A 25,459-nucleotide genomic window follows, 5' to 3' on the forward strand; every position below is an offset into this window, starting at 1 on the left:
GCAAAAACACGAAACGTATCCGCAAAACGTGATGAAAGAAAGGATGAATGAATCATGGCACTGATGACTGGTGAGCAGTACGTCGAAAGCATCCGCAAGATCAAAATGGAAGTCTATATGTTTGGTAAGAAGGTGGAGAACCCCGTCGACGATCCGATCCTCCGCCCCTCTCTGAACTCCGTGAAGATGACCTACGATCTGGCCCAGATGCCCGAGTATCAGGATCTGATGACTGCCGTCTCCCCTTACACCGGCAAGCGGGTCAACCGTTTCACCCACATCCATCAGTCCACTGAGGATCTGATGAACAAGGTCAAGATGCAGCGTCTGTGCGGCCAGAAGACTGCCGCCTGCTTCCAGCGCTGCGTGGGCATGGACGCCTTCAACGCCGAGTTCTCCACCACCTATGAGATCGACAAGAAGTACGGCACCAAGTATCATGAGAACTTCAAGAACTTCATGACCTACTGCCAGGAGAATGACCTGACCGTCGACGGCGCCATGACCGATACCAAGGGCGACCGTTCTCTGGCTCCTCACGCTCAGGCGGATCCCGATCTGTTCCTGCATGTTGTTGAGCGCCGTCCCGACGGCGTGGTCGTCCGCGGTGCCAAGGCCCATCAGACCGGCATCCTGAACAGCCACGAAGTCATCGTCATGCCCACCATCTCCATGGGCCCCGACGACAAGGATTACGCTATCTCCTTTGCTGTTCCTCTCGACACCAAGGGTCTGTTCATGATTGTCGGCCGTCAGTCCTGCGACACCCGCAAGCGCGAGGGCAGCGAGATGGACGTGGGCAACTCCACCTTCGGCGGTGTTGAGGCCCTGACCGTGTTCGACAACGTGTTCGTTCCCAATGACCGGATCTTCCTCAACGGCGAGACCGAGTTCGCCGGCATGCTGGTCGAGCGTTTCGCCGGCTATCACCGCCAGAGCTACGGCGGCTGCAAGGTCGGCGTGGGCGACGTCCTCATCGGCGCTGCCGCCGTCGCCGCCGATTACAACGGCGCCGCCAAGGCCAGCCACGTGAAGGATAAGCTCATTGAGATGACTCACCTCAACGAGACCCTGTTCTGCTGCGGCATCGCCTGCTCCGCCATGGGCACTCCCACCGAGTCCGGCAACTACATCATCGATCTGCTGCTGGCCAACGTCTGCAAGCAGAACGTCACCCGCTTCCCCTACGAGATCGTCCGTCTGGCCGAAGACATTGCTGGCGGCCTGATGGTCACCGCTCCCTCCGAGGCTGACTTCCGCGATCCCAAGCTGGGCCCCGTCATCGACAAGTATCTCCGCGGTGTCGCCAGCGTCTCCACCGAAAACCGTCTGCGCATCCTGCGCCTGATCGAGAACCTGTCCCTCGGCACCGCCGCCGTCGGCTACCGGACCGAGTCCATGCACGGCGCCGGCTCTCCCCAGGCTCAGCGCATCATGATCGCCCGTCAGGGCAACCTGGCTCACAAGAAGGAGCTGGCCAAGGCCATCGCCCACATCAAGGAGTAATCTTTCCTGCTTGCTCGTAGCAGCAAAGCGGCCGGAGAATTCCTCCGCAGCTGGGACGTATCCCGCGTGAGCGGGTCGAACTGAATTAGATCCAGCGTCGGGCCGCCTTCTGCAAATAAAATACATTTGCGGAGGGCGGCCCGGATGCTGTCACAACCCCATCGACGAACGAAACGGAGGATCCAAACATGGCTACATTGGAAGAGATCGAAAAGGTATTGGACGAAAAGGTGCGCCCCCATCTGCGAGAGCACGGAGGTGAATTGAAGTCTCTGAGTTTCGAAGCAGGCACCTATCGTTTTCAATTCCTGGGGCATTGCTCCGGCTGCCCCTCCGCCTACCTCACCACGGAAGAGGTCGTAGCAGAGGAATTGAAAAGAGCCATCCCCGAGATCAAGGACGTCATTCTGGTTCAGCAGGTGAGCGAGGATCTGCTGGCAGAAGCCCGGGCTCTGATGGGCCGCAATCATTCCTGACCATGCCTGTGATCCTTACAGATCCGTTGCGACAGCAAACGTAAAACAATCGGAAAGGGGCCCCAATACTATGGATTGGAAAACTTATTACAAAGAGCATACCATGCCTGCCGAGGAAGCCGTCAACCTGATCAAGTCCGGCAACCGCGTCGTCATCGACCACGCCTGCGGCGAACCCATTTACCTGGTGGACAAGATGGTGGAGAACGCCGCGGCCTACAAGGACGTGGAGATCGTCCACATGGTGGCCATGGGCAAGGGCGGCTACTGCGCCCCCGATATGGGTGAGCATTTCCGTCACAACTCCCTCTTCGTCGGCGCTTCCACCCGGAAGGCCGTGGAGAGCGGCCAGGGCGATTTCACGCCCTGCTTCTTCTTTGAGATCCCTCGCCTGTTCCACACCACCCTGCCTGTGGACGTGGCGCTCATCAACGTGACTCCTCCCGATGAGAACGGCAACGTCTCTCTGGGCGTGTCCTGCGACTACACGGTGGAGGCCGTCAAAACCGCCAAGACCGTCATCGCCCAGGTCAACGCCTGCATGCCCTACACTTATGGCGCCACCGTCATCCCCGTCTCTGAGATCGATGCCTTTGTCGAGCATGACGAGCCCCTGATCGAGCTGGGCAAGCCCAAGATCGGCGACGTTGAGAAGTCTATCGGGGAGCACTGCGCTTCTCTGATTCCCGACGGAGCCACTCTGCAGCTGGGCATCGGAGCCATCCCCGACGCCGTCCTGCTGTTCCTGAAGGACAAGAAGGATCTGGGCATCCACTCCGAGATGTTCTCCGACGGCGTGGTGGAGCTGGTCGAGGCCGGCGTCATCACCAACGCCAAGAAGACTCTGAAGCCCGGCAAGTTTGTCGTCACCTTCCTGATGGGCACCAAGCGGCTGTATGACTTCGTTAACAACAACCCCGACGTGGACATGGAGCCTGTTGATTACGTCAACAACCCCTACGTCATTGCCCAGAACGAGAATCTGATTTCCATCAACTCCTGCGTACAGGTGGATCTGATGGGCCAGGTGTGCTCCGAGGCCGTCGGCCTGAAGCAGATCTCCGGCACCGGCGGTCAGGTTGATTTCGTCCGCGGCGCTTCCGCCTCCAAGGGCGGCGTGTCCATCATGGCCTGCCCCTCTACTGCCGCGCACGGCACCGTCTCCAAGATCGTTCCCTTCCTGGATCACGGCGCTGCCGTCACCACCTGCCGGAACGATGTGGATTATGTCATCACCGAGTACGGCATCGCCCATCTGAAGGGCGAGACTCTCCGCACCCGCGCCAAGAACCTCATTGGCATCACCCACCCCGACTTCCGGGCTCCCCTCATTGAGGAGTTTGAGAAGCGGTTTCACTGTAAATACGAAGCCTGACCGTTTTCTCCTTAAGGACACCGCCCAACATTTGAAAGAATGTCGGGCGGTGTCCTTTTTGCCCTTTTTCCAACTTGCGCGATAAAAAAGGAGGTCCCCGTTTTATTCCCGGGGATCTCCTTTTGATATGCGGTATGACGGTCAAAGTTTTATTTTCTTCGCCTGCACTCTGGGCAGAAACCTTCAAAGACCGTACGGTGACGCGCGATGAAATAGCCTGTCTTTTCGGCCAGCTCACGGTCCAGCTCCTGGTGATAGGGAAGCTCTACATCTTTCACTGCGCCGCATCCCATGCAAAGCAGGTGATAATGCAGGTCCAGACGATTGTCGTAGCGGTCGGCAGTGGGGACCTTGACATGGAGGATCTCCCCGCTTTCCTCAAGAATACTGAGATTCCGGTACACCGTCCCCCGGCTGATCCGCCCGTCCACGGCCCGAACGTCAAGATAGATCTGGTCCGCGCTGGGGTGGTCGCGCCGTGCCCGCACCGCATCCAAAACCAACTGCCGCTGTCTCGTATTGCGAAGCTGTTTCATCTCAGACACTCCCGTGTGTAAAAACTGCTTACATTGTAGTGGGAAGCGCGGTCTGAATCAAGCCCTATGGTCCAATTCGGCCAGTCCCCTTACCTTTTTCAGATCAAGCCCCAGGACCTCAGTCATGCGGCGGCCGTACCCAGCCAGGATCGGCCGGGCAGCAGTGGACCGCGTGGCGGTACTTGATGTTGACGGTAACCGGCGCCACATGGGCGGGGGTGGTGGAACTTGCACCAGACGCGCTCGTTTTTGGCGTTATAAAAGGAGAACATGTGCTCCCCAAAGAAATACATGTTGCGGAAGGAGGCCGGGCCCCCCGGTCGGACATGACCACGGTGGTCTGGTGGAACGTCTCGGGCAGCGGGGTCCAAAAATCCCGGCCGTTCTGGGTGGAGGGGAAGTTTCCTTCCTCCTGTGACCGGCGTTCAAGCCCCCGCCTGGGATCGGCAGAAACAAGCCCTTCCGCACCCGTTCGGTCTGATCCTTCGGTTCTCCGATGCTACACAGCATGGTAAAGGCGCGACCGCCAGCGCCGTTGATACGATCAGGAACGGGACACAAAAAGAAGGCCGCCCGCCAGAAACACGGGCCAAACCCGATCGGTAAAATGATACTCGCACTGGATCTCAATGGGATGAAAAATCCCAACGATCAGAAACGAGCTCCCCCCAATGATCAGTCTGGGGCAAAACATCCTGCATGTACGCTGTCTATTGCGGGATCGAGAGACACATGACCAGTATCCAGAGATAGGCGCAGGTCTTGGGCAGCATCAGCATCCCCACCCCGGGGCTTCGGTTCGACCAGAGCACCACTGGGAGATAGCAGCCAAAGCTCAGTACAATGGCCAGCCACACGGAACTCATTCCGCCCAGCCCGGGCCAGGAAGAAGGCAGCCGCCGTCTCCGCCCCCAGCAGAAAAAAGGGGATATTGCGCCAAATTCCCCAGGAAATGGGCGGGTATCGATCCTGCCAGCGATTCTGCGGCATCAGGCAAAGAAAAATCCGCACCGCCGCCAGAAGAAACGTCAGCCCCGTCCAGACAGGGGCCGGTTTTTGGGCAAAGAGCAGCAGCCCGATCTGCCACAGGAGCAGGTAAAACACCGTCATAGTGATGGAGGTGATCTGCTTGCCCCGGCCCAGTGCCCCGCGCAGCGCCTCTTCTCGGCCCGAGAGGATCACCCGCACCCGCGGGATCAGGTGAAAGGCATCCCCTCCGGCCAGCACCAGCGCCATGATCCCGGCCAACAGCCGCGCCATGCTCTCCCCCGCGCTCCTCAACAGCCAAAGGCCGATCGCCAGTCCGGCGGCCAGATAAAAAAGGTCAAAGACCGCCTCAACCTTGCCAAATACCCGCTTCATGCGTCCCCCAGCCTCTCATTTCTTTGATATCTATTATCAGGACTTAGTATTGATATACTACTGTCTTTCCCAGGGATCGTCAACCCCTTTTTAAAAATTTGGAAATTTTTATTCTCGCTGCAAAATCGCTCACTTTTTTGCAGCACCTGCACAAAAAGGCCTCCGGCCCGGATCATCCCGCACCGGAGGGCACTTTTTCTCTGATCTGCGGTGGGCAGATCACCGCTTTCCCAGCCGGATGACCACCGCCGTCCGGTCGTCTGCCGCACCTACGCGCTTCTCACTCTCCGCCATGATGTCCCGGGCCAGGTCTTTCGGACTGGCCCCGTCAAAGGTGATCAGCATGTCCCGGATCCACTGATCCTCCTCACTGCCCGCCACACCGTCGCTGAGGAGCACCACACAGTCCCCCGGCCCCAGGGAGATCCCGGTGACATCCGGGCCCACACCATCTCCGTCCGCCAACCCTGCGGGAAGAGCAGAACCGGTGAGCCGGCTGACGGCGCCGCCCTTTCGCACATAGGTGGGCGCAGCTCCGTATTTGCAGACCTCTCCCTCGCCGGTGAACAGATCCAGCCGCAGCAGGTCCACAGTGGTAAAGGCGCCCGATTCCTCGTTTTTCAGCGCCAGAGCGGAGTTCACCGTGCGCAATGCCGCGGAGGACTCCAGCCCGGCGCGGAGGAACTCCTCCAGCAGCCGCACGGCCAGAGCGCTCTCCCGCTGTGCGGGGGCGCCGCTCCCCATCCCGTCGCAGAGCAAGACGAAAAGGCTGCCGTCGGCTCGTTTGAACCATGTCCCGGTATCTCCGCTCTCCCGCTGCCCCTCCTTGCGCCGGGCCGCCAGGCCCGCCACCGCCATCAGCGGCTCGGCCTGGAGATAAAGGACCTGCCCCCGCTCCTCTTCGTCCAGCCGGAGAGGAAGGCCCAGCAGATCAGAGATTTTTTTCTGCTCCTCCGGACTGCGGAGCTTCTCCAGGCCATCCCCCCGGATCTCCGCCCGGAGGTGGCCCGCCTCGTCATAATAGGCGGCCACCTCCCCCTCCAGTCCCAGGGCAGTGAGGTGCTGGCGGAGCTTCTTCTCCCGCAGCGGATCTGGCGTCAGATCGGCGGAGAGCTCGGCGGCAGCGTTGGAAAGCACGTCGGCCAGCGCCTCGTACTGCCGGCACACCGCGCCGCGGCTCTCCTTCAGCCGGCTGCGAAACTGCCGGCGGTAGAGCAGCGCGGAGACCTCTTCGTTGGCCGTGCGCAAAAATTCCTGAAAATGAAGGCAGCGGCTGGCAAACCAGGGGGCAAAGTCGCCGCTCTCCCCTTTTCCCCGCTCCAAAAGGGCAGGGAGGGCGTCGTTCAGAGTGTGGTAGGTGCTGACATAGTCGTGTTCCCAGCAGGTGTTCCGCAGGGCGCACTTGCGGCACACCCGCTCCGCTGTCCGGTCAAACACCGTGGAAACATCCTCGTCGTTGGGCTGCCGGGGCGGAAAGGAGGCCCGAAGGCTGTCGTAGACCTGGCGAAACGCCCCGGCAGTGGCGGACAGCCGCTCCCGTACATAGTCGGCCGCCCGGCGGGCCGTCTCCCGCCCCGCCTCCCGGGACAGGAGCGCAGACAGCTGCCGGAGCAGCTTGTCCGGCAGCAGGAGGAAGAGAACAGACGCGATAAATACCTCATAGAGGCTGGAGACTCTGGGCACGCCGTCCCAGCTCCACAGCACCGCCACGGCGTTGGAGATCACATAGGTCAGCGCGCCGAACAGACGGCCCTGTCTCCATCCGGCCCCGGTGAGCAGACCGGAGAATCCATAGGCCATGGCATAGAAAGGGCTCCCGCCTGCGGCCAGATCCATGCCCAGCCCGGCGGCCACCCCCGTGGCCGCCCCCATGCCCAGCCCGCCCTCATGGGCCACCGCCATCACCAGCAGAGCCGCCGCCAGCCGTCCCAGGGACAGGTCCTCTAAAAACGTCACGCCCGCCATGGATACCAGCAGGGTGCCCAGGAGAAAAAAGAGGCTCACTGTCTGCCGGGTGGAGAGAGCGGCATCCTCCCGTTTTTGCTTCCAGGGGGAGAAGGCCAGACGGTAAAAATAGGCGGACGCCCCCGCCAGCAGGACCTCGGTCCCGAAAAACACCACCTGAGCCGGCCTCCAGGCCACATCGCTGAGATAGACAAAACCGGTGATCGCATCCATGGCGGCAGCAATGGCGGGCATAAACCAGCTCTTTTGGCAGAACCTGACATCGCAGAATGCAAAGGACACTGAAAATGCCAGCATGCAGGCAGCGGCGTAGCGCAGTCCTTCCACAAACCCCCGGAAGGTCAAGTAGCCGAAGCAGGCCCCCAGCAGAGCGCATAGCCCCTCCAGGCCGGAGCCGGAGCAGGCGGTCAGTCCAATGCCGAACGGCGCATAGCCGCCGAAGATCTCTCCCCCGGCCAGCACCGCGCCCAGCAGAAAGCGAATGGCACATTCCGCTCCACGGGCCAGCGCGGGTGCCCGGAGCACCACCCTGCCCGTCTGCCCCAGTTCCTCCCCCATTCGGGCCGCCCTGGTCTTCCACTTTGCCGCCATTGCTGTCTCCTCCTATGTAGAAATTTCCAATTTTATCCATCCAGTGGCAGTATAATACAGTCTGAAGGAAAGCTTTGCCGAAATTTGGGAGCTGCTGCGTTTTGTCCAAATGGATTTTCCCAACTGCTGCCGCTTTGGATTGTCAAACCGGGGGATCCGTGCTAAAATAGCTTCATCAATGACACGAACAGGAGAAATTCTCTTGAAGATCGGCAATGTTGAGATCCATTCCCGCCTGGCCCTGGCCCCCATGGCCGGCGTGACCGACCTGGCTTTCCGCGCCGTCTGCCGCCGGCTGGGTGCGGGATACACCGTCACGGAGATGGTGTCGGCCAAGGCCCTCTGCTATCAGGATAAGAAAACCCTCCCTCTGCTTCGGCTGGGAGAGGAAGAGCACCCCGCCGCCGTCCAGCTCTTCGGCAGCGACCCCGCCTGCATGGAGCGGGCCGCCGCCCGGGCGGCCGAGCTGGCGGGGGCCGACGTGCTGGACATCAATATGGGCTGCCCGGTCCCCAAGGTCTGCAACAACGGGGACGGCTCCGGTCTGGCCCGGGATCCGGAGCAGGCCGCCCGGGTGACCGCCGCTGTGGTCCGGGGCGCGGGGACCGTGCCGGTGACTGCCAAACTGCGCCTGGGCTGGGACCGGGGACACCTCAACGCGGTGGAACTGGCCAAACGGCTGGAGGATGCCGGGGCCGCCGCCCTCACCGTCCACGGCCGCACCAAGGTGCAGATGTACTCCGGCCGGGCCGACTGGGACGCCATCGCCCAGGTGCGGGAGGCTGTGTCCATTCCCGTCATCGCCAACGGAGATGTGTTTTCCCCTGAGGACGCAGTGAAAATTCTGAAACACACCGGCTGCCCCATGGCCATGATCGGCCGGGGCGCTTTCGGCAACCCCTGGCTTTTCCAGCAGTGCGCCGCCGCGCTGGACGGCCTGCCCATTCCACCCAGGCCCCCTCTCGCCGCCCGATGCGACACCGTGGTGGAGCAGATCGAGCTGGCCGCCCGGCACAAGGGAGAGCACATCGCCTGCCTGGAGGCACGGAAGCACTATGCCTGGTATTTAAAGGGAGTCCCATATGCCGGCTACTATAAAGAGCAGATCTGCAAGGTGGAGACTCTGGAACAGATCTACAAGATCACAGAAAGGATCAAGCGCGATCTGAAAGACGGCGAGCCGTCATAACCGCACGTCTTTTTCAGGATCGTGCCCCTATTTCAATCAGGAGAGGCAGGTGAGGATATGACGGAGCAGGAACTGGTCGCCGCCGCCCGGAGCGGCGATCCGGACGCCTTTGCCCGGCTGGTGGAGGCCAACCAGACCAAAGTGTACAATCTGGCTTACCGCATGACCGGGAACCCGGAGGACGCCGCCGACCTCACCCAGGAGGCGTTTCTCAACGCCTGGCGCGGTCTGGCCCGCTTTGGCGGTCAGAGCGCGTTTTCCACCTGGCTCTATCGCCTGACCTCTAACGCCTGCATCGACTTCCTCCGCCGCCAGGGCCGGAGGGAGACCCTGTCCATGACCGTGGAGGAAAACGGGGACGAGGCCCGTCAGGCGGAGCGGCCCGACGAGCGCTGGTCCCCGGAACGGGAGCTGGAGCGCCGGGAGGCAAAAGAGGCCCTGGAGGCCGGGCTGGCCGCACTCTCTCCCGACCACCGGCAAGTGCTTCTGCTGCGGGAGCTGGAGGGGCAGAGCTATTCTGAAATTGCTCAAAGTCTCGCGTTGGAGGAAGGCACGGTAAAATCCCGTATTGCCCGGGCTCGACTGGCCCTCCGTGATTTTCTGAAAAAGTCCGGGAACTTTTCCGGCCCGCCGCCGTCCAAAGACTGAACCAATGAAGAAAGGAGGGTGCCCATGCCCAACTGTGAAGAATACGAACTGCTGATCAGCGCCCGGCTGGACGGGGCCCTCTCTCCCGAGGAAAGTGCCCGGCTGGAGGCTCATCTGGCCGGATGTCCTCAGTGTCGAAGGCTGGCGGCGGAGTTGGGCGGCCTGAAGACGCTGTGGGATGAACTGCCCCTGGTCCAGCCCCCCGCCGATCTGAACAGCCGCATCATGGAGGCTGTTCGGAGGGACAATGTCGTTCCCCTGATCCCGTCCGAGTACCGGAAAAAGCCTCTGCAATGGAAGCGATGGGCGGCCTCCGCCGCCGTATTGGCCGTCATTTTGATCGGCGCGAGCGGGCTGCGCCTCTCCCATTCCGGCTCCGCCCCCCAGAGTGCCGGTCTGGCCAGTGTCCAAGAGAATGCCGCCGCTCCTGCCAATGCTAATCCCGAAAACGGCATCACTGGCTTTGGCGCCGCCGCACCGGAAGCCCGGGACGCTGCCCCGGACTCAGACGCCGCAAAGGCAGAGGGCCAGCCGTCCACCGGCCTGACGCTCTCTCTTCCTCCCCAGGTCCAGGCACTGTCCCTCTGTGCCGACCAGGCTTTTCCGGGCTGGCAGACAGACGAATCGGCGGCCACCGACGCAGGGCAGGAGACTTTCTCCCTCCCCCTGGTCCTCCCGGACGGAAGCCGGTGGACGCTCTCCTGCGGGGAAGCGGATGCTTCCGGCCAATATCCGGTCACCTGTCAGAGCGGGGAAACCTCTGCGCATTATCTGGTCGATCTTGCAGCGGGGACCGTTACCCCGGAATCTCCCTAAAAAGAGCTCCGGCGACCCCGTTCTGGGGTCGCCGGAGCTCTCTGTTTTGTCCGGAAAATTCGCTGATTTTCTCTCTTTTACAATCTGTGCATTTTTCTCAAATTTTTGTTGTCATGTAAATATTTTTGAGTTATAATGAACAAGAGCGGTGGAATGGTTTCCAGCCTTCCCACTGTTCCCCATCCCATAACGTAAGGAGAGGAATCAAATGAGCTATTCCGCGCAAAACATCCGCAACGTCTGCCTGCTGGGGCACGGTGGCAACGGAAAGACCTCCCTGGCGGAAAGTATGCTTTATCTCACCGGCGGGACCGACCGTCTGGGCAAAGTATCCGACGGCAACACCGTCAGTGATTACGACCCCGAAGAGAGCAAGCGGCAGATCTCCATCTCCACCTCCATCCTTCCGGTGGAGTATGACGGCTGCAAGATCAACGTGCTGGACACCCCGGGCTATTTCGATTTTTCCGGCGAGGTGATGGAAGCCCTTCAGGCTGCCGATGCCGCCGTCATCGTCTGCTCTGCCAAATCCGGCATGAGCGTGGGCGCTGAAAAGGCATGGAAGTACTGCGCAGACCGGAAACTGCCCCGCATTCTCTATGTCTCCAAAACCGATGAGGACAACGCCGACTACAACGCCGCCTTTGCCAGCATGCGGGAGCATCTGGGAAAGAACGTCGCCCCCATCGTCGCCCCCATCTGGGACGCCGACAAGAAGGTCATCGGCATCATCGACGTGCTCCAAAAGCGCGCCTTTGAGTTCGGCGACAAGGGCCAGCGGATGGAGATCGATGTGCCGGAGGACAAACTCCCCGTTTTGGATGAGCTCTACGACGCTTTGAAGGAATCCGTGGCCGAGACCAGCGAGGCCATGATGGACAAATATTTTGCCGGCGAGGACTTCTCCTATGCCGAAATGATCCAGGGCCTGCGCCAGGGCGTGAAGGACCTCTCCCTCTTCCCTGTGGTGTGCGGCTCGGCCTACACCGGTCTCGGCACCCGCATGCTTCTGGACACCATCATCGAACTGCTGCCCAATCCTCTGGAGGGCCGCCCGCTCATGGGGGAAAACGCCAGCGGAGAGGTGGACGAGTTTGTGGCCGCTCCCGGCGCTCTGCCCGCCGCCTTTGTGTGGAAAACCGTCTCCGATCAGTATGGGAAGTACTCCTACATCAAGGTGCTCTCCGGCTCCATCAAACCGGATATGCCCATGGTGAACGCCCGCACTGGGGAGACCGAAAAGCTGGGCCGTCTGTACCAGATCCGGGGCAAGAAGGCCGAGGAGGTCAAGGAACTGCAGTGCGGCGACATCGGCGCCGTGGGCAAAATGGAGAAGCTCCGGACCGGCGACACCCTGTGCGACCCCCGCAAGGTGGTCCGCATCGAGCCCATCCCCTTCCCCGAGCCCTGCTACTCCGTGGCGGTCGCCCCCAAGGCCAAGGGACAGGAGGACAAGATCGCCTCCGGACTGACCCGTCTGGGCGAGGAGGATCTGACCTTCCACTGGATCAACAATGCCGAGACCCGCCAGATGGTGATCTCCGGCACCGGCGACATGCAGATGGACGTATTGGTCTCCCGGCTCAAGAGCCGCTTCGCGGTAGACGCCGAGCTCTCCGATCCCCGGGTGGCCTACCGGGAGAAGATCCGCAAAAAGGTGGAGGTCCAGGGCCGCCACAAGAAGCAGACCGGCGGCCACGGCCAGTTCGGCGACGTCTGGATGCGCTTTGAGCCCGGCGAACAGGAAGATCTGGAGTTCTGCGTGGAGGTGGTGGGCGGCGCCGTGCCCAAGAACTACTTCCCCGCCGTGGAAAAGGGTATGCGGGAAGCCGTGGTGCACGGCGTGCTGGCAGGCTATCCCGTGGTGAATCTGAAGGCCACCCTGTTTGACGGCTCCTATCACCCGGTGGACTCCTCCGAAATGGCGTTCAAGACCGCCGTACAGTTGGCCTACAAGGCCGGTATGCCCCAGGCCAGTCCCGTGCTGCTGGAGCCCATCGGCGAGCTGAAGGTCTCCATCCCCGACAGCTACATGGGCGACGTCATCGGCGATCTGAACAAGCGCCGCGGCCGTGTGCTGGGCATGACCCCCGACGGCGAGGGCGGCCAGATCGTAGAGGCCGAGGTGCCCATGGCCGAAATGGGCCGCTATGCCATCGACCTGCGCTCCATGACCCAGAGCCGCGGCTCCTTCACCTTCCACTTTATCCGTTACGAGGAGGCTCCTCCCGCCGCCCAGGAAAAAGCCATCGAGGCCGCCAAGGCCATGGCCGAGCTGGACGCCTGAATTGAGAACAAAAATCAGAAAGGAACCCGGCCGGGAATTCCCCGGCCGGGTTCCTTTCTGATCTTCGGTGGGCCATTCAGGTCCTTTATTCCATATTGGACAGCTTGTTGAGGTAGCGATAGATCGTGGTCTCCGTTGTTTGGAGAATTCCGGCCAGCTCAGAGATCGCCCCCTTGACCAGGAAGATCCCCTTTTGATCCAGATTGCGCACGATTTCCAGTTTTTCCTGCTGCGACAGGCGGAGCGGGTCAATATGGTAGCGCCGAAGCTCCTCCTGGATGGCACTGCTCACCATCCCCTCGATGGAAACGTCGAAGCTGTTGTAAAAAGAAGTTCTCTGCTGCGTGTCGTAGGGTCTCTGCCCGGACACCATGATATTCAGCAGGTCTCTGAGTTCCACCAACCGGTCCACATTGACGTTCACTGTCAGCATGGCGGCCAGCTCCCCGGTACCGTCCCGCAGGAACATGGTGGCCGACTTCAGCTTGTTTTTATGTTTGGAGAGCGCCCGGTAGTTGACGATAAAGTTTTCCCTTTCATAGATCCTATCATCCAGAAAGCTCCGCTCCAGAGAGCGCATCTCGCTGCCGACCACCATTTCATCGTCCATGGGATTGATCACATGGAAAACGCAGCGGGCCCGTGCGTCATAAAGGATCACCTCGGTGTCGGGGCTCATCAGCTCGGCGACAAATTGGGTCAACGGCAAAAAATGGTCCATATTTCCAGACATAGGCACACGCCCTCCCTGCAGCAGTGTTTCGCGTTCCTTCAAGGCTTGCAAGGCCTTGATAAATATACAACTTTTCTTATATGATAATATAAAAAGCAAAAAAAGTCCAGTGCAAAGAGCTTGAAACAGGCAGGCCATCCGTACCCCAAACGGACAGTCTGCCTGTTTCCATGAGAGAGATAGATATCGAAATAATAAAGAGATTGTGGCAGCAAATCAGGTTTAGGCTGACAGCAAGTTGACCACCAACTGCACGAATACAGCCGCTATGACCACAGGTACGATGTACTTGACCAGGACCACATAGAGACGGTCGAACTTGATGCCGTCCCCGAGGTTGATCTCATCCACGATCGTCTTGGGCTTGATTACCCAGCCCACCAGAATGATCATGAACAGGGCCCCCAGCGGGAGCAGGATTGCGGAAACCAGCACGTCATTGGTAAAGTCGAAGATGCTGCGTCCGAAGATCATCACATCAGACAGTGCGCCAAAAGAGAGCATCATCAGTACGCCCACCGCAAAGACGATGGCAGCTACGATGAGAGTGGCCTTCTTTCTTTCCACCTTCAATTCATCGGTAAAAAAGCCGACAATGGCTTCCATAATGCAGATGGTAGAGGTGAGGCAGGCAAAAAAGAGCAGCAGGAAGAAAACTGTGGAGAAAAGCATTCCGAACTTCATCTGTGCGAAGATGGCAGGCAGCGTGATAAATACCAGCGGAGGCCCCATACCAGCTTCGATATTAAAGGAGGCACAAGCAGGGAAAATGATAAAGCCAAAGAGGATCGCCGCCAGAGTATCTCCCAGGCCGACCATGATGGTGCTGCTGCCCAGAGACTTTTTCTTGTCCAAATAACTTCCGTAGATGACCAGGTTTCCCGCTCCTACTCCCAATGTGAAAAGTGCCTGTCCCACACCGGCCACCACTGTCTCACCGTTGAGGTTCTCCAGCTTTGGCATGAGATAGAACTCCAGTCCGGCACCTGCGCCGGGGAGCAGAATGGAGCGAATCGCCAGGAATACGATCATGACAAACAGAACCGGCAGCAGAATGTTGCAGACTTTTTCGATTCCGCCCTTGACGCCCCGGAGGACGACAAAGGTCGTGATTCCCAGCATCACAGCCAGCCATAGGATGACCTGGCCGGAGTTGGTAATAAACGAGCCGAACTCGGCCCCCACCTGGGCGGCGTCCATTCCGACAAACACACCTGTGATCGACTTGAACAGGTATGCAACCGTCCAGCCGGCAATGCCGCCGTAGAACCCAAGCGTCAGAGTCAGCGCAATGACACCGATAATGCCCAACAGATACCACTTGGTGCCCGGGAGCAGTTTCTTGAGCGCACTGGTATAGCTGGTGCCGGTCTTGCGCCCAATGGCGAATTCAGTCATCAGCACAGGTGCGCCGATGACAAGCAGTGCGATAATGTAGACCACGATGAAGGCAGCGCCGCCGTAGCGGCCCACCATATAAGGAAATTTCCATACGTTTCCAAGGCCAATGGCGCCGCCCATGGACGCCAGGACAAATGCAATACGGCTGCCAAATTGTTCACGCTTCGGAGATTCCAGGGTGTTCTCAGGTATTTCCATCATAAACCCCTCCTGTCATTGTGACAAGGATCGCGAAGACCTGTGCGTACGAACAAGATAGGATTTGGTATTAACAGGTATTGCGCTGCCGCCCCACACATTTCCCGCTTGACAAGCGAAAAGAACGGGCATATAATATTCAATTGTGGTTTTTGACTCTGCCGCTCCGCAAGGTGCGGAAGTCTGCCCGCTCCGCCGTCGAAAAGTGCCAGCTTTTCGACGGCGTTTTTTGTGCCGAGCCGTTCGATCCACAGACCGGAGCACACGCGGAATGTGGATCCAACCCGAGCAAATCTACTCTTTGTTCCGGCTGTTAGGTCTCCTCTTCATCTTGTGCGTTTGAAATCCCGGCCCGCACCGGACACCAGCACGGGCCGGTGCGGATTACAGCAGCTCGAACCCTGCGGTAAAGTGACGCAGCGCCGTGATGGGGCCTTCGTAGACCATTTTCATACCCCTGTATTCATCCCGATGAGCGTAGATATACTCCAGCGCATTGGCGATGCAGTCCAGGTGATTGTTGGTGTAGACGCGGCGGGAGACCGAGATGCGCATCAGTTCCAGCTCGGGCCAGATGGGATTGCCGTCGGCGTCCTTGCTGCCGAACGCGCAGGCCCCCATTTCCACCGCGCGGATGCCGGCCTCTTCATAGAGGGCCACCACCAGCCGCTGAGCGGGGAATTCATACTGGGGGATCTGGGGGAAGAAGCGGCGTCCGTCCACGTAGATCCCATGGCCGCCGGAGGGCTCCACAATGGGGATCCCCTTCTCTCTCAGGCGGTCTCCGAGATACTTGACCTGGGCAATGCGGGTGTCCAGATAGGCGTCGGTGGTCGCTTCCCGCAGGCCGACGGCCAAGGCTTCCATGTCGCGGCCGGACTGACCGCCGTAAGTAATAAAGCCCTCGTGGACGATGGACTGAACATTGGAATAGAGATAGAAGTCGTGGTTGCGGGTCACGATCAGACCGCCGATATTGACCAGGCCGTCCTTCTTGGAGCTCATGGTGGCCGTCTCGCAGTAGGAGAACATCTCCCGGGTGATCTCCCGGATATCCTTATCGGCATAGCCGGGCTCACGGTGTTTGATAAACCAGGCGTTCTCCGCCAGGCGGGCGCTGTCGATCACCATGGGGATCTTGTGGGCCGCGGCAAACTCGCTGACGGCACGGATGTTGGCCATGGAAACCGGCTGGCCGCCGTTGTTGTTGCAGGTCACGGTGATGATGATGACGGAAATGGAATCCTCCCCGTGCTCATCAATGATCTTCTGAACTTTTCTGAGATCGATGTTGCCCTTGAAATCCTCGGCGGGGCTGGAGGCGTCCAGTCCTGCGTCGATGACACAGTCCACAGGATAGGCGCCCAAGATCTCGGCGTTGCCGTGGAAGGTATCAAAGTGCATGTTGCCCACGGCATATTTGCCGGGTTTGGCGTAGTACTGCGCCATAATGAAGTCAGCGCCGCGGCCCTGGTGGGTAGGCTGCACATAGGGCATGCCAAAGACCTCCTGGGCAGAGGCCTCCAGCTTGTAGAAGCTCTTACAGCCAGCGTAGCTCTCATCGCCCAGCATCATGGCAGCCCACTGTTCAGTGCTCATGGCGGTGGTACCCGAGTCGGTGAGACAGTCCACATACACATTCTCGGCCTTCAGCCGGAAAACGTTGTACTGCGCCTGCTTCAGGTACTCCTCGCGCTCGGCACGGGTGGTCTTTTTGATGGGTTCCACAACCTTGATCCGAAAATTTTCTGCCGTCTGAAAATCACGTTCCATGTAATCACAGCTCCTTTTAAATTTCTTTTATGTCGTCTTTTCTTTTACATTACGATATTAATTTTACATGCTGTAATTAATTATGTCAATACGTGAGATTATATAATAAATGATCTGCATTTTTGTGACATGTTACATATCCTTACTTCATGTATAAAAATTAACACTCTTATAAGGGGGCTTCACACCCTTTGCGTCCGCTTTTGGGCTCAGGTCATTTCCCCCGCCCACCCCTCACGATGGGCACACTCAGGCGGTTCCTGTCCTGTTTTCCCCCCAGAAGGCAAAAAAGGGGACCTGATCTCCCGTTTCAGCGGTTCTTTTTGCGAAAAAGCCTTGCATTGCAGGCGTTTTCATGATATACTCCTTACGATAGTATTGTAAGTATGGTGAGAGTGGGGTTTATTCCTCACTCTTTTTAATTGAAAGAGGGGTTTAAACACCGTATGGCAAAGGTGACCGAAGTGGTTCAGGCCCTGGCCCAGCCCGTGGTGGAGGAAAACGGCTGCACGCTCTGGGACGTGGAATATGTCAAGGAGGCGGGGGTGTGGTACCTGCGGCTCTATATTGATCGAGAGGGCGGCGTCTCCATCAACGACTGCGAGGCGATCAGCCGGGTGATGAGCGACAAGCTTGACGAGGTCGATCCTGTCGAGGGCAGCTACACCTTTGAGGTCTCCTCTGCCGGTGCCGACCGGGCGCTGAAAAAGCCGGAGCATTTCGCCGCCTTTCTGGGCAGCGAGGTGGAGGTGCGCCTCTACCGTCCCGACGGCGGTCGAAAGGACTGGGTGGGTACCCTGTCCGCCTATGCTGACGGCGATGTCACCCTCAACGTTTCCACCGGGGAAAAGACCTTTTTGAAAAAAGACGTGGCGCAGGTCAGGCTGTACGTGCGCGTTTGACTGGGAAAAGGAGAATCAGTATCATGCCGAAGAAAAACCAGAAGGCCCCCAAGACCAACGAGCTGGACGCCGCCGAGTTCTTCACCGCCATTGAACTCATTGAAAAGGAAAAAGGCATCCCCAAGGGCTATATGATGGAGAAGATCACCCTGGCCCTGGTCTCCGCCTATAAGAAGGACCACGAGGAGGCCGGCGACAACATCGTGGTGGACGCGGATCCGGACAAGGGCACCGTCCGCATGTATATTAAAAAGGATGTGGTCGAGACCGTCGACAACCCCGCTGTCGAGATCAGTCTGGAGGACGCCCGCCAGAAGCTGCCTCAGGCCATGCTGGGCGACGTGATCCGCATCGAGGTCAAGACCCGGGATTTCGGCCGCATCGCCGCCCAGACCGCCCGTCAGGTCATCATCCAGGGGATGCGGGAAGCCGAGCGCGGCATGGTCTTTGACGAGTTCACCTCTAAGGAGCATGAGATCCTCACCGGTCTCATCACCCGCATCGACCCCCGCAGCGGAGGCGCTTCCCTGCGCATCTCCTCGGGCAGCGAATTCACCGAGGCCTACCTCGCCCCCAGTGAGCAGGTCCGCGGTGAGAGCTACGTGGAGGGCATGCGGCTGAAGGTGTATGTGGTGGAGGTCCGCCGCTCCACCCGCGGTCCCCAGGTGCTCATTTCCCGGACCCATCCGGGTCTGGTGAAGCGGCTTTTCGAACTGGAAGTGCCCGAGATCTACGACGGCACCGTGGAGGTCAAATCCATTGCCCGTGAGGCGGGCAGCCGCACCAAACTGGCAGTGTGGTCCTCCGATCCCAACGTGGATCCTATCGGCGCCTGCGTAGGCCCAAAGGGCCAGCGCGTGAACAATATCGTCGACGAGCTCAAGGGTGAAAAGGTGGACATCATTAAATGGTCCGAGGATCCGGCCCAGTATGTGGCCGCTGCCCTGGCCCCCGCCGACGTCATCAGCGTCACCACACTGGACGAAGGCAAGAACTGCCGGGTGGTAGTCCCTGACGACCAGCTCTCCCTGGCCATCGGAAAGGAGGGCCAGAACGCCCGTCTGGCCGCCAAACTCACCGGTTATAAAATTGACATCAAGCCCGCCAGCGCCCCCGAAGATCCGGATGAGGACCTCATTCTGGACGACGAGCCGGCCGAGGAATAATCTCCGCCGGACCGCCGCGTTTGGTGGCGCATGACAGCTTCGGGGCGTGCTGTGAAAGAAAGGAGATCTCCCCATGCCGAAAAAGATTCCCCTGCGCCAGTGCGTGGGCTGCCGGGAACACAGGCCCAAGCCCGAACTCATCCGGGTCGTCCGCTCTCCGGAGGGAGAGGTCTCACTGGATTTTAAAGGGAAGAAACCGGGCCGCGGGGCCTATGTATGCCCCGATCCCGAGTGTCTGAAGCGGGCCCGGAAATCCCGGGCCCTGGAGCGGGCTTTCTCCGCCCCCCTGCCCGACGAGGTATGGACGGCGCTGGAGGCCCAGATGGAGGCAGGTGACCGAGATGGATAACAGCGCTCTGCTGGGCCTTGTCGGCCTGGCCCGGAAGGCGGGTAAGATTGAGGTGGGCGAGGAGCCCGTCTCCATCGCTGCCCGCACTCACAAGGCCAGGCTTATCCTGATGGCCGGGGACACCGCCGAAAATACCCAACGGCGGGGCAAAAGTCTGGAAGAGATCGGAAACTGTCCCTGTTTGAGCATCCCCTGTACCAAATCGGAGCTGGGCTTTGCCCTGGGACGGAGTTCCTGCGCGATCCTGGCCATTACCGACACCAGTTTTGCCGCCGCGGCGGCAAAAAAACTGGCCGAACTGGACCCGGAGCTCTGCGGGGAAGCTGCCCAGCGGCTGGATCGAAAGGCAGAAAAGGCCTTTCGCCGCCAAAAGGAGACCCGGGCCAGAGAAAAAGCGGAGCGAAGCTCCGCCCGCAAACCCTGGGCGCCGCCGCCCAAGGCACCCGGATCATGACCGCAAAAACTGTGAGCATAGGCAATCGGGCTTGTTCCAATCAGAAAGGGGGAGAATCCCTCTCCTCTTTTCTCATTGGCGCAAGTCCCCTGTATGGAGGTGGCTTATTTGCTGAATACTAAATATCGTGTCCATGAAGTAGCCAAGGATTTTGGCCGGAATTCCAAGGAGATCGTTGACATCCTCACGGAGTATGCCACGGCCCCCAAGAACCATATGCAGGCGCTGGAGGATCGGGAGCTCTCTCTCATCTTCGAGTACCTGACCCAGCACAACCAGGTGGAGAGCATCGAGAGCGTCTTTGCCGACGTGTATCACGAGCCCAAGCCTGCCGCGCCGGCCCCCCGGCCCGAGGCGGTCAAACCCGCTCCCGGACCCAGAGCCCCCCAGGGCGGCGCATCCGCCCAGTCCGCGCCCCGGAACCAGGCCTCCCGGCCCCAGCAGCCGGCTCCCGCGCAGGCGCAGGGCCAGCCCCGCGCCCAGGTGCCGGCCCAGCGCACGCCCACCAGCCGGGTCCCCGAAAAGAAGCTGGTGGATACCCGCAAGGGCGGCAACGTCAATCTGGAAAAGTACGATGAGCGTCTGGAGAAGATCGCCTCCTCCAAGACCAAGCAGATGGACGCCGGCCGCGAAAAGTTCAAGAACCGCGGCAGCAACCAGCGCCGGGGCAATACCTTCGGCGGCAACAAGCGGCGTCAGGAGGAGCAGGAGAAGATGCGCCGGCTCCAGCTGGAGATCGCCAAAAAGGCTCCCGTCACCGTGAAGATCCCCGACGAGATCGCCGTGGGCGAACTGGCTTCCCGCATGAAGAAGACCGGAGCCGAGGTGGTCAAAACGCTGATGAAGAACGGCATCATGGCCTCCATGAGCGACGTCATCGACTTCGACACCGCGGCCATCATCGCGGAAGAGATGGGCTGCAAGGTGGAGAAGGAGATCATCGTCACCATCGAGGAAAAGCTCATCGACACCGCCGAGGACAAGGATGAAGATCTGGAGACCCGCGCCCCCGTGGTGGTGGTCATGGGCCACGTTGACCACGGCAAGACCTCTCTTCTGGACTATATCCGCAACGCCCACGTAGCCTCCCGGGAGGCTGGCGGCATCACCCAGCACATCGGCGCCTATCAGGTCAATGTGGAGGGCAAGCTCATCACCTTCCTGGATACGCCGGGTCATGAGGCCTTTACCGCCATGCGTGCCCGCGGCGCTATGATCACTGACATCGCCATTCTGGTGGTGGCCGCCGACGACGGTATCATGCCCCAGACGGTGGAGTCCATCAACCACGCCAAAGCCGCCGGGGTGCCCATCATCGTAGCCATCAACAAGATGGATAAGCCGGAGGCCAACCCCGAGCGCATCAAGCAGCAGCTCACCGAGTACGAACTGGTAGCCGAGGAGTGGGGCGGCGAGACCATCATCTGCCCCATCTCCGCCAAGACCGGCGAGGGCGTGGACAATCTGCTGGATATGGTCACCCTTACCGCCGAGATGAAGGAGCTCAAGGCCAACCCCAACCGCTCCGCTCACGGCGCAGTCATCGAGGCCCGCCTGGACAAGGGCCGCGGCCCTGTGGCCACTCTGCTGGTGCAGAACGGCACCCTGAACCAGGGCGACGTCATCATCGCGGGCACCGCCGTGGGCCGCGTCCGCGCCATGACCGACGCCTCCGGCCAAAAGCTGGAGCACGCCGGTCCCTCCGTGCCCGTAGAGATCATCGGTATGGCCGAGGTCCCCGAGGCGGGCGACGACTTCCATGCCGTGGCCGACGAGCGCATGGCCCGGGAGCTGGCCGAGCAGCGCAAGCACGACCAGAAGATGGCCGCCTCCGGCGCGGTGGGTAAGGTCACGCTGGAGGATCTGTTCAGCCAGATCCAGCAGGGCGAAATGAAAAATCTGAACGTCATCGTCAAAGCCGATGTCCAGGGCTCCGCCGAGGCTGTGAAGTCCTCTCTGGAGAAGATCTCCAACGAAGAGGTCCGGGTGCGGGTCATCCACTGTGCGGTGGGCGCCATCAATGAAAGCGACGTCATGCTGGCCGCCACCTCCAACGCCATCATCGTGGGCTTCAACGTCCGGCCCGACGGCAACGCCAAGGCCACCGCCGCCCGGGATCATGTGGATATGCGGATGTACCGGGTCATCTATGACTGTATCGACGAGATCGAGACGGCCATGAAGGGTATGCTCTCTCCCAAGTTCAAGGAAGTGGAGCTGGGCACCGTGGAGGTCCGGGAGGTCTACAAGATCACCGGTGCCGGCATCATCGCCGGCTGCTACGTCACTTCCGGGCGCGTTACCCGCAGCGCCCAGATCCGCCTGGTGCGGGACGGCATCGTGGTCCACGAAGGCGCCATCGGTTCCCTGCGCCGGTTCAAGGATGACGTGAAGGAAGTCGCCCAGGGCTATGAGTGCGGCATCGGAGTGGAGAAGTACAGCGACATCAAGGTTGGCGACACCTTGGAGTGCTTTGAAATGCAGCAGATCCAACAGTAAAAGCCATAGGGGCGGGCATAGCGCCCGCCCCTTTTTTGTGCTTTTCAAGTTCCGGCGGCGCTGCCGCCTCACATCATAAAAGGAGGCCCCATTATGCCCAACAACCGTATCGGACGCATCAACGAGGAGATCCAGCGGACCCTGTCCGAGCTGATCCGTTCAGTCAAGGATCCCCGGGTCCACGGCCTCATCTCCATTACCGGTGTGGAAACCACTCCCGACCTCAAATACGCCAAGGTCCATGTCAGCATTCTGGACAAGAGCGACGCCGATCAAGTGATCAAGGGGCTTAAGTCCGCCGCGGGATACCTACGCCGGGAACTGGGTGCCGAGCTCTCCCTGCGCTGCACCCCGGAGCTGGTCTTCCTGCGGGACGACTCCATCGACAAGGGCGCTCATATTTTGGAAATTCTGGAAGGGCTGGACAAATAAGCATTCGTTCAGGAGGCAATCGCTTATGGCAATGACCATCCAAGCCGCCGCCCGCTGGCTCTCTGATCGGGACGGCTATCTCATCCTCACCCACAAACGCCCCGACGGTGACACCCTGGGCTGCGCCGCCGGGCTTTGCCTGGCTCTCAGGGCGCTGGGCAAGACCGCCTGGATCCTTCCCAACGCCGACGCCACCTCCCTGTTCACCCCCTACCTGGAGGGGGTCCTGGCCCCGGCGGGATTTGTGCCCGAGACGGTCCTCTCAGTGGACATCGCCAGCGAGGGACTGTTTCCCGAAAATGCCCTTCCCTATGCGGGAAAGGTGGCGCTGGCCATCGATCACCATCCCTCCAACGAGGGTTTCGCACAAAATAACTGCGTGGCGGCAGACCGGGCCGCCTGCGGCGAGATCATCTACGACATCGTCGGCCAGTGGTTCCCCGTCACCCGGGAGATCGCCCTCCCCCTCTACGTGGCGGTATCCACCGACACCGGCTGTTTCATGTACTCCAACACCACCCCCAACACCCACCGGGTGGCGGCGGCCCTGATGGAGACCGGAATCGACACCGCATGGGTCAATAAGCGCCATTTCCGCACCAAGAGCTATACCCGTCTGCGCCTGGAGGCGCGGATCATGGAGACGCTGGAGCTCTTGGATCACGGGCAGATCGCCCTGGCTGCCCTCTCCCTGGCTGACCTGGCCGAGCTCAATGCCCGGGAGGAGGACGTGGAAGATATCGCCGCCTTTGTGGGACAACTGGAGGGCGTCCACACGGCCGTCACCATCCGGGAGATGAAGCCCGGGGAATGCAAACTCTCCGTACGAACGGGGGCCGATCTGAACGCCTCCCATGTCTGCGCCCTTTTGGGCGGCGGGGGGCATGCGGCTGCTTCCGGATGCACCGTGATGGGTTCCATTGCCGATGCCAAGCAGGCCATTCTCGGTGCCATTCGCCGGGTGCAGGGGAAAAATGGAGACGGGAGGGACTGACATGCCCAGCGGCATTCTCATCATCGACAAGCCCCGGGACTGGACCAGCATGGACGTGTGCGCCAAACTGCGGGGCGTGTTCCATGAAAAACGGGTGGGACACGCCGGAACGCTGGATCCCATGGCCACCGGCGTTCTGCCGGTCTTTCTGGGCCGGGCCACCCGGGCCATCCAGTTTGCCGAGACCGGAGAGAAGGAATACCTGGCCGGTCTGCGGCTGGGCCTGACCACCAGCACCCAGGACAGCTCCGGGGAGGTGCTGGAACGCCGGCCGGCCATCACAGACTGGGAGCGGGTCCACGCCGCCCTTCTCCCCTTCCACGGCGAGATCCTGCAAGTGCCCCCCATGTATTCTGCCATCAAGATCGGCGGAAAAAAGCTCTATGAATTGGCCCGCAGAGGCGTGGAAGTGGAGCGCCCGCCCCGGGCCGTAACGATCTACGATCTGGAGCTGCTGGAGGAGCTGTCCCCGGACGGGGACTTTCAGCTTCGTGTCCGGTGCTCCAAGGGCACCTACATCCGCACCCTCTGCCACGACATTGGACAGGCCCTGGGCTGCGGGGGTGTGATGTCCTCTCTGATCCGCACCGAGGCCTGCGGCTTTTCCTTGGAACAGGACGCTCTGCCCCTGGCCGAAGTGGTGAACGCCTCGGACCCGCTCTCCCTGCTCCGGCCTCTGGACCAGCTGTTTCGGGACAGGCCCGCCCTTACGGTGAATGCCGCGGGAGAGACACGGCTCCGTCACGGGGCCGGGCTGACCATAAAAAATGTCTCTGACGGGACTTACCGGGTTTACGGCCCGGAGGGAGACTTTCTTCTTTTGGGATCAGTTGCAGCGGGCTCCCTCTCCTCCATCAAGAACTTTTTCGAGGTGTAGCTTTTGAATACAAATGAACACGCCAGGGTCATCGCCCTGGGATTTTTTGACGGCGTCCACACGGGCCACGGCGCGCTCCTCTCCCTTTGTGCCCAGCGCGCCCGGGAACTGGACGCCGTCCCTTCCGCCTTTACCTTCGACACCCATCCCTCCGCGCTGATTTTGAACACGCCGGTCCCTCTTCTCTCCACCCCCGCCGACCGGGCGGACCTGATGCGCCGGTACTACGGCATCCGGGACGTCATCATCGGCCACTATGACGAGCGGATGATGAAGACCCCCTGGCGGGAGTTTGTCACCGAGCTGCTGGTGAAGGAACACCACGCCGTCCACCTGGTGGCCGGTCACGACTTCCACTTCGGATACAAGGGTGAGGGAAACCCGCAGCGCCTGCGGGAGCTGTGCCGGGAGCTGTGCATCGGCTGCGACATCGTGCCCAAGGTGGAACGGGATGGGATCACCGTCTCCTCCACCTATATCCGTACGCTGGTCGCCCAGGGGGAAATGGAGCAGGCGGTCCGCTTCCTGGGCCACCCCTATACCCTCACCGACACGGTCTCCCACGGCAAGCGTCTGGGGACCACCCTGGGCTTCCCAACCGTGAATCTCCACTTCGCCCCCGGGATGCTGGTGCCCGCCCACGGCGTATACGTCACCCGCGTAGTTCTGGAAAACGGAGAGGTCCACCCTGCCGTGACCAATATCGGGGTCCGCCCCACTTTGGACGACGGAGGCGCGGTGACCGTGGAAGGTTTTATCCTCCATTTTGACGGAGATCTTTATGGGCAAAATATTCGTATGGAATTTTTTAAACACTTGCGCAGCGAAAGAAAATTTGATACACTGGAAGAGTTAAAAACTGAAGTAATGAAAAATGCCCGGCAGACTGAGGACTTTTTTGCCGCAAACTGACCCGAAGGGGGAGCCAAG

At 60.3% G+C, this 25,459-nt stretch carries 23 protein-coding genes and 1 pseudogene; 16 read left to right on the plus strand and 8 right to left on the minus strand.

Translation table 11 applies throughout. From position 1 onward, the window contains the following. Positions 1 to 54: 54 nt before the first annotated feature. From ACQRD3_RS04810 to ACQRD3_RS04820, 3 genes are all read left to right on the plus strand, one after another. Positions 55 to 1,506, plus strand: a complete 1,452-nt coding sequence (locus ACQRD3_RS04810; RefSeq protein ID WP_080907422.1) for a 4-hydroxyphenylacetate 3-hydroxylase family protein — start codon at positions 55 to 57, stop codon at positions 1,504 to 1,506. A 188-nt stretch (positions 1,507 to 1,694) separates the two neighbouring features. Further along, complete coding sequence (locus ACQRD3_RS04815; protein ID WP_080907421.1) at positions 1,695 to 1,982, plus strand: NifU family protein; 288 nt, start codon at positions 1,695 to 1,697, stop codon at positions 1,980 to 1,982. A gap of 70 nt (positions 1,983 to 2,052) precedes the next feature. Next, positions 2,053 to 3,357, plus strand: coding sequence for an acetyl-CoA hydrolase/transferase family protein (locus ACQRD3_RS04820; RefSeq protein ID WP_427780159.1), 1,305 nt, complete (start codon positions 2,053 to 2,055; stop codon positions 3,355 to 3,357). 149 nt (positions 3,358 to 3,506) lie between these two features. Here ACQRD3_RS04820 and ACQRD3_RS04825 read toward each other — a convergent pair whose 3' ends face one another. From ACQRD3_RS04825 to ACQRD3_RS04845, 5 genes and pseudogenes are all read right to left on the minus strand, one after another. Then, positions 3,507 to 3,893 carry a Fur family transcriptional regulator gene (locus ACQRD3_RS04825; protein ID WP_427780161.1) on the minus strand — a complete coding sequence of 129 codons (387 nt, stop codon included), beginning with the start codon at positions 3,891 to 3,893 and terminating at the stop codon, positions 3,507 to 3,509. 221 nt (positions 3,894 to 4,114) lie between these two features. Next, a pseudogene (locus ACQRD3_RS04830) lies at positions 4,115 to 4,347 on the minus strand (catalase); the annotation flags it as partial. 90 nt (positions 4,348 to 4,437) lie between these two features. Further along, a complete protein-coding gene (locus ACQRD3_RS04835) occupies positions 4,438 to 4,587 on the minus strand; it encodes a DUF4491 family protein (protein ID WP_198933259.1) in 150 nt (49 codons plus the stop codon). Next, positions 4,569 to 5,255 (minus strand): hypothetical protein, encoded by a 687-nt coding sequence (locus ACQRD3_RS04840; RefSeq protein WP_427780163.1) that lies wholly within the window; start codon positions 5,253 to 5,255, stop codon positions 4,569 to 4,571. Before ACQRD3_RS04840 ends, ACQRD3_RS04835 begins: the two co-directional genes overlap by 19 nt. 219 nt (positions 5,256 to 5,474) lie before the next feature. Continuing rightward, positions 5,475 to 7,811 (minus strand): SpoIIE family protein phosphatase, encoded by a 2,337-nt coding sequence (locus ACQRD3_RS04845; RefSeq protein ID WP_427780165.1) that lies wholly within the window; start codon positions 7,809 to 7,811, stop codon positions 5,475 to 5,477. Between the two features lie 202 nt (positions 7,812 to 8,013). Here ACQRD3_RS04845 and dusB point away from each other — a divergent pair, with 202 nt between their 5' ends. The 4 genes from dusB (at position 8,014) to ACQRD3_RS04865 (ending at position 12,751) form a co-directional block, all read left to right on the plus strand. Beyond that, complete coding sequence (gene dusB / locus ACQRD3_RS04850; protein WP_427780167.1) at positions 8,014 to 9,000, plus strand: tRNA dihydrouridine synthase DusB; 987 nt, start codon at positions 8,014 to 8,016, stop codon at positions 8,998 to 9,000. 57 nt (positions 9,001 to 9,057) lie between these two features. Next, on the plus strand, positions 9,058 to 9,648 hold the full coding sequence (locus ACQRD3_RS04855) for an RNA polymerase sigma factor (RefSeq protein WP_427780170.1): 591 nt from the start codon (positions 9,058 to 9,060) through the stop codon (positions 9,646 to 9,648). A gap of 24 nt (positions 9,649 to 9,672) precedes the next feature. Continuing rightward, complete coding sequence (locus ACQRD3_RS04860; protein WP_427780173.1) at positions 9,673 to 10,464, plus strand: anti-sigma factor family protein; 792 nt, start codon at positions 9,673 to 9,675, stop codon at positions 10,462 to 10,464. Between the two features lie 208 nt (positions 10,465 to 10,672). Next, positions 10,673 to 12,751, plus strand: coding sequence for an elongation factor G (locus ACQRD3_RS04865; RefSeq protein WP_427780175.1), 2,079 nt, complete (start codon positions 10,673 to 10,675; stop codon positions 12,749 to 12,751). A gap of 85 nt (positions 12,752 to 12,836) precedes the next feature. On the opposite strand, the gene ACQRD3_RS04870 is transcribed toward ACQRD3_RS04865, so the two are convergent. From ACQRD3_RS04870 to ACQRD3_RS04880, 3 genes are all read right to left on the minus strand, one after another. Further along, on the minus strand, positions 12,837 to 13,484 hold the full coding sequence (locus ACQRD3_RS04870; protein ID WP_427780177.1) for a helix-turn-helix transcriptional regulator: 648 nt from the start codon (positions 13,482 to 13,484) through the stop codon (positions 12,837 to 12,839). Between the two features lie 222 nt (positions 13,485 to 13,706). After that, on the minus strand, positions 13,707 to 15,083 hold the full coding sequence (locus ACQRD3_RS04875) for a sodium-dependent transporter (RefSeq protein ID WP_427780179.1): 1,377 nt from the start codon (positions 15,081 to 15,083) through the stop codon (positions 13,707 to 13,709). Between the two features lie 384 nt (positions 15,084 to 15,467). After that, positions 15,468 to 16,856: a tryptophanase gene (locus ACQRD3_RS04880; RefSeq protein WP_427780180.1), complete on the minus strand. Its 1,389-nt coding sequence runs from the start codon at positions 16,854 to 16,856 to the stop codon at positions 15,468 to 15,470. Between the two features lie 446 nt (positions 16,857 to 17,302). Here ACQRD3_RS04880 and rimP point away from each other — a divergent pair, with 446 nt between their 5' ends. From rimP to ribF, 9 genes are all read left to right on the plus strand, one after another. Next, on the plus strand, positions 17,303 to 17,758 hold the full coding sequence (gene rimP / locus ACQRD3_RS04885; protein WP_080907363.1) for a ribosome maturation factor RimP: 456 nt from the start codon (positions 17,303 to 17,305) through the stop codon (positions 17,756 to 17,758). 23 nt (positions 17,759 to 17,781) lie between these two features. Beyond that, the gene (nusA, locus tag ACQRD3_RS04890) at positions 17,782 to 18,924 is read left to right on the plus strand and encodes a transcription termination factor NusA (RefSeq protein WP_080907362.1); all 1,143 of its coding nucleotides are present in this window, start codon (positions 17,782 to 17,784) and stop codon (positions 18,922 to 18,924) included. 73 nt (positions 18,925 to 18,997) lie between these two features. Further along, positions 18,998 to 19,273, plus strand: coding sequence for an RNase P modulator RnpM (rnpM, locus tag ACQRD3_RS04895; protein WP_080907361.1), 276 nt, complete (start codon positions 18,998 to 19,000; stop codon positions 19,271 to 19,273). Next, entirely contained in the window at positions 19,266 to 19,727 is a 462-nt protein-coding gene (locus tag ACQRD3_RS04900) for a ribosomal L7Ae/L30e/S12e/Gadd45 family protein (protein ID WP_080907360.1), read from the plus strand. The genes rnpM and ACQRD3_RS04900 overlap by 8 nt, the downstream gene beginning before the upstream one ends. A gap of 93 nt (positions 19,728 to 19,820) precedes the next feature. After that, complete coding sequence (infB, locus tag ACQRD3_RS04905) at positions 19,821 to 22,226, plus strand: translation initiation factor IF-2 (protein WP_080907359.1); 2,406 nt, start codon at positions 19,821 to 19,823, stop codon at positions 22,224 to 22,226. 93 nt (positions 22,227 to 22,319) lie between these two features. Continuing rightward, complete coding sequence (rbfA, locus tag ACQRD3_RS04910) at positions 22,320 to 22,658, plus strand: 30S ribosome-binding factor RbfA (RefSeq protein WP_080907358.1); 339 nt, start codon at positions 22,320 to 22,322, stop codon at positions 22,656 to 22,658. 25 nt (positions 22,659 to 22,683) lie between these two features. Then, positions 22,684 to 23,652: a DHH family phosphoesterase gene (locus tag ACQRD3_RS04915; protein WP_427780183.1), complete on the plus strand. Its 969-nt coding sequence runs from the start codon at positions 22,684 to 22,686 to the stop codon at positions 23,650 to 23,652. Position 23,653: 1 nt separating this feature from the next. Continuing rightward, the gene (truB, locus tag ACQRD3_RS04920; RefSeq protein ID WP_080907357.1) at positions 23,654 to 24,529 is read left to right on the plus strand and encodes a tRNA pseudouridine(55) synthase TruB; all 876 of its coding nucleotides are present in this window, start codon (positions 23,654 to 23,656) and stop codon (positions 24,527 to 24,529) included. Between the two features lie 3 nt (positions 24,530 to 24,532). Further along, positions 24,533 to 25,441: a riboflavin biosynthesis protein RibF gene (gene ribF / locus ACQRD3_RS04925; protein ID WP_427780185.1), complete on the plus strand. Its 909-nt coding sequence runs from the start codon at positions 24,533 to 24,535 to the stop codon at positions 25,439 to 25,441. The last annotated feature ends 18 nt before the right edge of the window (positions 25,442 to 25,459 follow it).

It is taken from the genome of Candidatus Pseudoscillospira sp. SGI.172 (assembly GCF_050313575.1).
GTDB lineage: Bacteria > Bacillota > Clostridia > Oscillospirales > Oscillospiraceae > Vermiculatibacterium.

What these genes read in the sequence shown, in the direction of transcription:
- infB (WP_080907359.1), top strand. Translation starts at nt 19,821, where the DNA reads ATGGAGGTGGCTTATTTGCTGAATACTAAATATCGTGTCCATGAAGTA.
- ACQRD3_RS04860 (WP_427780173.1), top strand. Translation starts at nt 9,673, where the DNA reads ATGCCCAACTGTGAAGAATACGAACTGCTGATCAGCGCCCGGCTGGAC.
- ACQRD3_RS04815 (WP_080907421.1), top strand. Translation starts at nt 1,695, where the DNA reads ATGGCTACATTGGAAGAGATCGAAAAGGTATTGGACGAAAAGGTGCGC.
- ACQRD3_RS04865 (WP_427780175.1), top strand. Translation starts at nt 10,673, where the DNA reads ATGAGCTATTCCGCGCAAAACATCCGCAACGTCTGCCTGCTGGGGCAC.
- ACQRD3_RS04875 (WP_427780179.1), bottom strand. Translation starts at nt 15,083, where the DNA reads ATGGAAATACCTGAGAACACCCTGGAATCTCCGAAGCGTGAACAATTT.
- ACQRD3_RS04915 (WP_427780183.1), top strand. Translation starts at nt 22,684, where the DNA reads ATGGCAATGACCATCCAAGCCGCCGCCCGCTGGCTCTCTGATCGGGAC.
- ACQRD3_RS04845 (WP_427780165.1), bottom strand. Translation starts at nt 7,811, where the DNA reads ATGGCGGCAAAGTGGAAGACCAGGGCGGCCCGAATGGGGGAGGAACTG.
- rbfA (WP_080907358.1), top strand. Translation starts at nt 22,320, where the DNA reads ATGCCCAACAACCGTATCGGACGCATCAACGAGGAGATCCAGCGGACC.
- ACQRD3_RS04880 (WP_427780180.1), bottom strand. Translation starts at nt 16,856, where the DNA reads ATGGAACGTGATTTTCAGACGGCAGAAAATTTTCGGATCAAGGTTGTG.
- ACQRD3_RS04825 (WP_427780161.1), bottom strand. Translation starts at nt 3,893, where the DNA reads ATGAAACAGCTTCGCAATACGAGACAGCGGCAGTTGGTTTTGGATGCG.
- ACQRD3_RS04900 (WP_080907360.1), top strand. Translation starts at nt 19,266, where the DNA reads ATGGATAACAGCGCTCTGCTGGGCCTTGTCGGCCTGGCCCGGAAGGCG.
- nusA (WP_080907362.1), top strand. Translation starts at nt 17,782, where the DNA reads ATGCCGAAGAAAAACCAGAAGGCCCCCAAGACCAACGAGCTGGACGCC.
- ACQRD3_RS04810 (WP_080907422.1), top strand. Translation starts at nt 55, where the DNA reads ATGGCACTGATGACTGGTGAGCAGTACGTCGAAAGCATCCGCAAGATC.
- ACQRD3_RS04835 (WP_198933259.1), bottom strand. Translation starts at nt 4,587, where the DNA reads ATGTTTTGCCCCAGACTGATCATTGGGGGGAGCTCGTTTCTGATCGTT.
- rnpM (WP_080907361.1), top strand. Translation starts at nt 18,998, where the DNA reads ATGCCGAAAAAGATTCCCCTGCGCCAGTGCGTGGGCTGCCGGGAACAC.
- ACQRD3_RS04840 (WP_427780163.1), bottom strand. Translation starts at nt 5,255, where the DNA reads ATGAAGCGGGTATTTGGCAAGGTTGAGGCGGTCTTTGACCTTTTTTAT.
- rimP (WP_080907363.1), top strand. Translation starts at nt 17,303, where the DNA reads ATGGCAAAGGTGACCGAAGTGGTTCAGGCCCTGGCCCAGCCCGTGGTG.
- ACQRD3_RS04870 (WP_427780177.1), bottom strand. Translation starts at nt 13,484, where the DNA reads ATGTCTGGAAATATGGACCATTTTTTGCCGTTGACCCAATTTGTCGCC.
- truB (WP_080907357.1), top strand. Translation starts at nt 23,654, where the DNA reads ATGCCCAGCGGCATTCTCATCATCGACAAGCCCCGGGACTGGACCAGC.
- ACQRD3_RS04855 (WP_427780170.1), top strand. Translation starts at nt 9,058, where the DNA reads ATGACGGAGCAGGAACTGGTCGCCGCCGCCCGGAGCGGCGATCCGGAC.
- ACQRD3_RS04820 (WP_427780159.1), top strand. Translation starts at nt 2,053, where the DNA reads ATGGATTGGAAAACTTATTACAAAGAGCATACCATGCCTGCCGAGGAA.